General features: G+C 60.7%; 9 protein-coding genes. 8 read left to right on the top strand and 1 reads right to left on the bottom strand.

Annotated features, from left to right (window positions below; genetic code table 11):
• The first annotated feature begins 234 nt into the window (after positions 1-234).
• The 7 genes from I6F10_RS19770 to I6F10_RS19800 are packed head-to-tail and all read left to right on the top strand — an operon-like array spanning position 235 to position 1,778.
• Entirely contained in the window at positions 235-453 is a 219-nt protein-coding gene (locus I6F10_RS19770; RefSeq protein ID WP_114488342.1) for a hypothetical protein, read from the top strand.
• Between the two features lie 2 nt (positions 454-455).
• The gene (locus I6F10_RS19775) at positions 456-680 is read left to right on the top strand and encodes a hypothetical protein (protein WP_114488343.1); all 225 of its coding nucleotides are present in this window, start codon (positions 456-458) and stop codon (positions 678-680) included.
• A 46-nt stretch (positions 681-726) separates the two neighbouring features.
• The gene (locus I6F10_RS19780) at positions 727-909 is read left to right on the top strand and encodes a hypothetical protein (protein WP_114488344.1); all 183 of its coding nucleotides are present in this window, start codon (positions 727-729) and stop codon (positions 907-909) included.
• The gene (locus tag I6F10_RS19785) at positions 909-1,091 is read left to right on the top strand and encodes a hypothetical protein (protein ID WP_114488345.1); all 183 of its coding nucleotides are present in this window, start codon (positions 909-911) and stop codon (positions 1,089-1,091) included. Before I6F10_RS19780 ends, I6F10_RS19785 begins: the two co-directional genes overlap by 1 nt.
• Entirely contained in the window at positions 1,088-1,279 is a 192-nt protein-coding gene (locus I6F10_RS19790; RefSeq protein WP_114488346.1) for a hypothetical protein, read from the top strand. The genes I6F10_RS19785 and I6F10_RS19790 overlap by 4 nt, the downstream gene beginning before the upstream one ends.
• Positions 1,276-1,614 carry a hypothetical protein gene (locus tag I6F10_RS19795; RefSeq protein ID WP_197099292.1) on the top strand — a complete coding sequence of 113 codons (339 nt, stop codon included), beginning with the start codon at positions 1,276-1,278 and terminating at the stop codon, positions 1,612-1,614. Before I6F10_RS19790 ends, I6F10_RS19795 begins: the two co-directional genes overlap by 4 nt.
• Positions 1,611-1,778 carry a hypothetical protein gene (locus tag I6F10_RS19800; protein ID WP_181870836.1) on the top strand — a complete coding sequence of 56 codons (168 nt, stop codon included), beginning with the start codon at positions 1,611-1,613 and terminating at the stop codon, positions 1,776-1,778. Before I6F10_RS19795 ends, I6F10_RS19800 begins: the two co-directional genes overlap by 4 nt.
• On the opposite strand, the gene I6F10_RS19805 is transcribed toward I6F10_RS19800, so the two are convergent.
• A complete protein-coding gene (locus I6F10_RS19805; RefSeq protein ID WP_197099293.1) occupies positions 1,760-1,951 on the bottom strand; it encodes a hypothetical protein in 192 nt (63 codons plus the stop codon). The two genes, I6F10_RS19800 and I6F10_RS19805, sit on opposite strands and share 19 nt — an antisense overlap.
• A 499-nt stretch (positions 1,952-2,450) precedes the next feature.
• Between I6F10_RS19805 and I6F10_RS20355 the strand changes: the two genes are divergently transcribed.
• A partial coding sequence (locus tag I6F10_RS20355; protein ID WP_231620017.1) for a hypothetical protein occupies positions 2,451-2,726 on the top strand: 276 nt, incomplete at its 3' end.

The following is a 2,726-nucleotide window of genomic DNA, read 5'->3' on the forward strand; positions in this document are numbered from 1 at the left end:
TGGTGACAAGGGTCTTCAGCGATGTGTCGATGGATTCCAGGCGGTCTTCGATGTTCATGAGTGCTCCAGTTTGAAAATTTAAGTTGCTCGGTGAGCGGACTGAAGTGTATGCGAAATTTCGCGTTTGCGTAATACCCGACAAAAGTTTGTGACCTTTTGCGAAAAAACTTGTCGTTGTTCACACTTGTCGGTAAAGTTCAGTTGTCAGTAACGACAAACCAACGAAAGCACCAGATGACCCGCAAACTCACCGTCAGCACCAAGTGGCTCGAAATGGCCGCCATCAAGCTGGAGATCGACGCGCAGGACTCCCTGCACACCTGGATCGTCCTCGGCCAAACCCACCGCTACTGCGAAGACTTGGGCAAAGCAGCGATGCTCCGCAAGGCCGCCGGCATCAAGAGCATCGCCGAGCGCCGCGAGTTTCTTCGGATCAACGGTGTGACGGCCTGATCGTGAAGATCATCGCCACCACCCACCGCGTGCGCCGGTGGACGCGCAGCGACTGCACCGGTTTTCAGGTGCTTGAGCGCGTCACCCGCGTGCTCGGTATGCCTATCTGGTGCCGCGAAATCGACCGCGAGGACGTGCCGAGCTGGGCCTTCATCCAGCGCGCATGCCTTGGCGAAACCGACTGGGAATCGCGCCTGTTCAAAGACTATGCACACCTGCTCGCCTGATCGTGCCGCCAAAGACAAACCTCTCCGTTCCAACTGAAAGCACCCCATGAAATTCCTAAACCCTTTCCGCAAACCCTCCCCCAAGGAACTGGCCCAGCGCGAGCTGGAAGAAGCCCAGCGCCAACTCCTGGCGGCTCAGTCCAGCGCGGACTACGCCCGCCGCATCGCCGAGTACAACGGCGACCGCATCAAGCGGCTGACGGCGTTCTTGAAGAAGGAGGGTGTGTGATGGAGACGGTAACTCTCTGGCTCCTGATCACCGTTGGCGGGTACTACGGACATGAGGCGACCGTGGTCGAACGATTCCCCACCGTTGAGCAGTGCGAGCATGTGCGCAAATCCATCCCGTTTTCAAATGAATCTCTGCGGAAGGGGACGCGCTGCGTCGAAGCCAAGGTGTTGCGCCCATGACCGCCCGCACCACCACTATCCTGCTGCTCGCCCTGGCACTGGCCGGCTGCTCTGAGGACAAGATCAAAGCCATGGAAGCTATCAACGAGTTCTGCAAGAAGAACAACGGCGAGCTGACCACGGTGTTCGAACACGGAACGTTTGGCAGCAAGCTCACGTTCGGCTGCACTGCGAGGGCCTACCCATGACCGCCCCCCGCCGCAACAACGCCAAGATCACCCTGCGCATGCAGACCGCGCTGAAGGCCAAGGGGCACACCTACGACGACCTGGTGCTGGTCTCCGGCCTGGCAAAAGAGTCGGTGGCCCGCTGGGTCAAGCAGATGCGCGAGCTGGGTGTGGTGCGCATCTGCGCATGGAACGACGACGTGCGGGGTCGCCGCATCGTGCCGGTGTTCCAGTGGGGCACCGAACCCGACCTGCCGCGCCCCGGGCGCCGGTGGACAGCCGCCGAGACGATGGCGCGCATGCGTGCGCGGCGTCGGGCCGAGAGTTCGATGGTCAGCCTGGAGGACACGTTATGACGATGGACGAATTTGATGAAGCCATTCGTGAAGCCAAGGTGGAAAAGCGGTCGGCCAAGCGGGATTTCGGAAAAAGCAGCCCTGAGTTCGCTGAGGCAAAGGAGGCGTTGGCCGCACTCAAGGACGCGCGTGACTTCGAGTTTCTTCACGGGGAAGGCACATGACTATCCCACCCACCAGCACCTACTACGCCAAGGCGTTCTGTGTGAAGTGCCTCACCGACCGCAACCGGACGGGCGGGGTGTGGCGCAACCGGATGTTCTTCTGCGGGGGTTGCAAATGAAAAGCACGACGCACGAACGCTTGGCTGCGTGTCGCCGTGTGACCGAACACCCACCTGCTGCGGTGCGCGCCGTTGTCGCCACCATCGAACGGGTGACAGANACGCTTGGCTGCGTGTCGCCGTGTGACCGAACACCCACCTGCTGCGGTGCGCGCCGTTGTCGCCACCATCGAACGGGTGACAGAGGTCCGCATTCGGTTGTTGACCTGTCTGATGCGCAAAAAACGTTGGGATGGAGACCTCGCGGTCGCGTTTGTTCGGGCAAACGGGGACGTGTGGCGTTGATCCTACGCTGCCCTGAATGTCGAACCCGACGCAAGTCGTTCGACCTGTTCACGAAGCACCTGCGTGAGACCGGGCACCGCGTCTGCAACTGCGGGGGTTACTGGTATCCCCACCGCCCTGGCTCACCGTACTGCGAGCAGAACGCCATGAGCGCTGTCCGCATCGCCGCTCGTCAGGAGGGGATCACCGCCGACGAGTTACTGGAAATTGCGGTCGATTGCGCTTGGGAAAAAGCCGGTCGGCCGTTTACAAAATGGAGAGATTGATCATGACGAATGAAGAACACGACAGACCAGCAGCACCAAAGGGCGGGGCCTATGCGGAGCTGCCTGAGCCCACGCCAGATGAACTGCGAGCCATAGTACGCAAAGCACGCAAAGCACGCGACAGCTCTGGCAGCGCAAGCGACGACTGCGGCTCTGCCGCTTATGTGCTTTACGGGTGGCGCGCGGCAATTCGCGCATACCATGGGCAAGCACCAGCCTCCCGCATCACGGTCGAACAGGTTGAAGACGCCATAGGGCTGCAATCCACGGCATGGGAC

The sequence above is a fragment of the Pseudoalteromonas sp. SWYJZ98 genome (assembly GCF_015864495.1).
Taxonomy (GTDB): domain Bacteria; phylum Pseudomonadota; class Gammaproteobacteria; order Enterobacterales; family Alteromonadaceae; genus Pseudoalteromonas; species Pseudoalteromonas distincta.

What these genes read in the sequence shown, in the direction of transcription:
- I6F10_RS19785 (WP_114488345.1), top strand. Translation starts at nt 909, where the DNA reads ATGGAGACGGTAACTCTCTGGCTCCTGATCACCGTTGGCGGGTACTAC.
- I6F10_RS19790 (WP_114488346.1), top strand. Translation starts at nt 1,088, where the DNA reads ATGACCGCCCGCACCACCACTATCCTGCTGCTCGCCCTGGCACTGGCC.
- I6F10_RS19780 (WP_114488344.1), top strand. Translation starts at nt 727, where the DNA reads ATGAAATTCCTAAACCCTTTCCGCAAACCCTCCCCCAAGGAACTGGCC.
- I6F10_RS19770 (WP_114488342.1), top strand. Translation starts at nt 235, where the DNA reads ATGACCCGCAAACTCACCGTCAGCACCAAGTGGCTCGAAATGGCCGCC.
- I6F10_RS19800 (WP_181870836.1), top strand. Translation starts at nt 1,611, where the DNA reads ATGACGATGGACGAATTTGATGAAGCCATTCGTGAAGCCAAGGTGGAA.
- I6F10_RS19795 (WP_197099292.1), top strand. Translation starts at nt 1,276, where the DNA reads ATGACCGCCCCCCGCCGCAACAACGCCAAGATCACCCTGCGCATGCAG.